Source organism: Rhizobacter sp. (assembly GCF_031412495.1).
In the GTDB taxonomy this organism is placed as follows: Bacteria; Pseudomonadota; Gammaproteobacteria; order Burkholderiales; family Burkholderiaceae_C; genus Schlegelella_A.
On sequence record NZ_JANODC010000028.1, the window covers coordinates 1 to 2,901 of the forward strand.

2 protein-coding genes are annotated in these 2,901 nt (G+C 69.5%); both read left to right on the forward strand.

The features are described from left to right. The first annotated feature begins 31 nt into the window (after positions 1-31). A complete protein-coding gene (locus AC30N0_RS01055) occupies positions 32-1,207 on the forward strand; it encodes an ABC transporter substrate-binding protein (RefSeq protein WP_489516089.1) in 1,176 nt (391 codons plus the stop codon). A gap of 21 nt (positions 1,208-1,228) precedes the next feature. Next, on the forward strand, positions 1,229-2,901 hold a 1,673-nt coding region (locus tag AC30N0_RS01060; protein WP_489516088.1), incomplete at its 3' end, for an ABC transporter permease.

The following is a 2,901-nucleotide window of genomic DNA, read 5'->3' on the forward strand; positions in this document are numbered from 1 at the left end:
ACGCAGACCTCTCGCGCTAGCCGCCGCCCTCGTGCTCACCGGTCTTGCGTCACAGGCGCCGGCCCTGGCGCAGGGCGGCCCGACCATCAAGATCGGCGAGGTCAACAGCTACAAGGCGCAGCCCGCCTTCCTCGATCCGTACAAGAAGGGCTGGGAGCTGGCGGTCGAGGAGGTCAACGCCGCCGGCGGCGTGCTCGGCAAGAAGCTGCAGGTGATCTCCCGCGACGACAACGGCAACCCGGGAGACGCCGTCCGCGTCGCCGAGGAGCTGGTGAGCCGCGAAGGCGTGGCGCTGATCGCCGGCACCTTCCTGTCGAACACCGGCCTGGCGGTCACCGATTTCGCCAAGCAGAAGAAGGTGTTCTTCCTCGCCGCCGAGCCGCTCACCGACAAGATCACCTGGCAGAACGGCAACCGCTACACCTTCCGCCTGCGCCCCAACACCTACATGCAGTCGGCGATGCTGGTGCCGGAGGCGGCCAAGCTGAACAAGAAGCGCTGGGCCATCGTCTACCCGAACTACGAGTACGGGCAGTCGGCCGCGGCCAGCTTCAAGACGATGCTCAAGACGCTGCAGCCCGACGTCGAGTTCGTCGCCGAGCAGGCGCCGCCGCTGGGCCGCATCGATGCCGGTGCGGTGACGCAGGCGCTCGCCGACGCCAAGCCCGATGCCATCTTCAACGTCCTATTCGGCGCCGACCTCGCCAAGTTCGTGCGCGAGGGCAACACGCGCGGCCTGTTCAAGGGCCGCGAGGTGGTCAGCCTGCTGACCGGCGAGCCGGAGTACATCGAGCCGCTGCGCGAGGAGGCTCCGGTCGGCTGGATCGTCACCGGCTACCCGTACTACGGCATCCAGACCGACGAGCACAAGAAGTTCTTCCTTGCCTACTTCCGCAAGTACAACGAGTACCCGAAGCTCGGTTCGGTGGTCGGCTACTCGACCATCATCTCGCTGGCGGAGGGGATCAAGAAGGCGAAGTCGACCGACACCGAGAAGCTCATCGCCGCCTTCCGCGGCTTGCAGTTCATGTCGCCATTCGGCCGCGTCACGTATCGCGCCATCGACCACCAGTCGACGATGGGCGCCTACATCGGCCGGACCAAGCTCGACGGCAACAAGGGCGTGATGGTCGACTACGTCTACCTCGACGGCGCCAAGTACCAGCCGAGCGACGAGGAAGTGAAGAAGCTGCGGGCCGCCGACTGACGGCGCGCCCCTGATCCGCCGTTGACTTTTTCCTCGATCGTCCTCCAGGTCCTCACGGGCCTGGCTTCGGCGTCCGCGCTCTTCCTCGTCGCCAGCGGCCTGTCGCTGATCTTCGGGGTGACGCGGATCGTCAACTTCGCGCACGGCTCGTTCTACATGCTCGGCCTGTACGGCGCCGTGCTGCTGACGACCCTCTTCGCGGCCGGGCCGCTCGGCTGGTGGGGCGGGGTGATCGTGGCGGCGCTGGTCGTCGCCGCCCTCGGCGCGCTGATCGAGTCGCTGGTGCTGCGCCGCCTCTACGGCGCGCCCGAGCTGTACCAGCTGCTCGCGACCTTCGCCCTGGTGCTCGTCATCCGCGACTTCGCGCTCTGGGCCTGGGGCCCGGAAGACATCCTCGGGCCGAAGGCGCCGGGAATGAAGGGCGCCGTCGACATCCTCGGCAAGCCCTTTCCCAGCTACGACATCTTCTCGATCTTCGTCGGGCCGGTCGTGCTGGGTTTCCTCTGGCTGCTGCTGACGCGCACGCGCTGGGGCCTGCTCGTGCGCGCCGCGACCCAGGACCGCGAGATGGTCGGCGCGCTCGGCGTCAACCAGCGCTGGCTGTTCACGTCGGTGTTCGCGCTCGGCACCTTCCTGGCCGCGCTCGGCGGCGCGCTGCAGATGCCCCACGAGCCGGCCAACCTGAACCTCGACCTGGCCCTGATCGGCGAGGCCTTCGTGGTCGTCGTCGTCGGCGGCATGGGCTCGATCACCGGCGCCTTCGTCGCGGCGATCGTCATCGCCATGGTCAAGGCGGTCTGCATAGCCGCCGGCTCGATCGACCTTTTCGGCACGCCCTTTCCGCTCAGCAAGCTGACCCTCGTCGCCGAGTTCCTGGTCATGGCCATCGTCCTCGTCTGGCGCCCGTGGGGCCTGTTCGGGAAGCCTCAGGGGGCGGTGCGCGGCGCGGCGGCGCTCGAGGGGCCGCTGCGACCGCTGCCGGCGGCCTGGCGCCACGCCGGCTGGGTGGCCCTGGCAGCGCTGGTGCTGGTCGCGCTGCTCAACACCTCGGCGCCGTACGCGCTGGTGCTGATGATCGACCTGCTGATCGCCGTCCTCTTCGCGGCCAGCCTGCACTTCCTCATGGGCCCCGCCGGCATGCACTCGTTCGGCCATGCCGCCTACTTCGGCCTGGGTGCCTACGGCGCGGCGCTGTTCTTCAAGGCCGGCGGCATGCCGATGGAGGCGGCCCTCGTGCTGGCGCCGCTGCTGGCGACGGCCGGGGCGCTGGTCTTCGGCTGGTTCTGCGTGCGCCTGTCCGGGGTCTACCTGGCGATGCTGACGCTCGCCTTCGCGCAGATCGTCTGGTCGGTCGTGTTCCAGTGGGACGCGCTCACCGGCGGCAGCAACGGCCTGGTCGGCATCTGGCCGGCGCCCTGGCTGGCGCCGCGACCGGCCTATTACCTGCTCGTGCTGGCCTGCACGGTCGCGGGATGCGCGCTGCTCGTGCGCATGCTGCACGCGCCCTTCGGCCTGGCCCTGCGCGCGAGCCGCGACTCGCCGGTGCGCGCCGCCGCAATCGGCATCCGCGTGCCGCGCCTGCAGTGGATCGCCTTCGTCGTCGCCGGGACGGTCGCCGGCCTGGCCGGGTCGCTGTTCGCCTTCGCCAAGGGCACGATCTCGCCGGAGACGCTCGGCGTCGGCAAGTCGGTCGA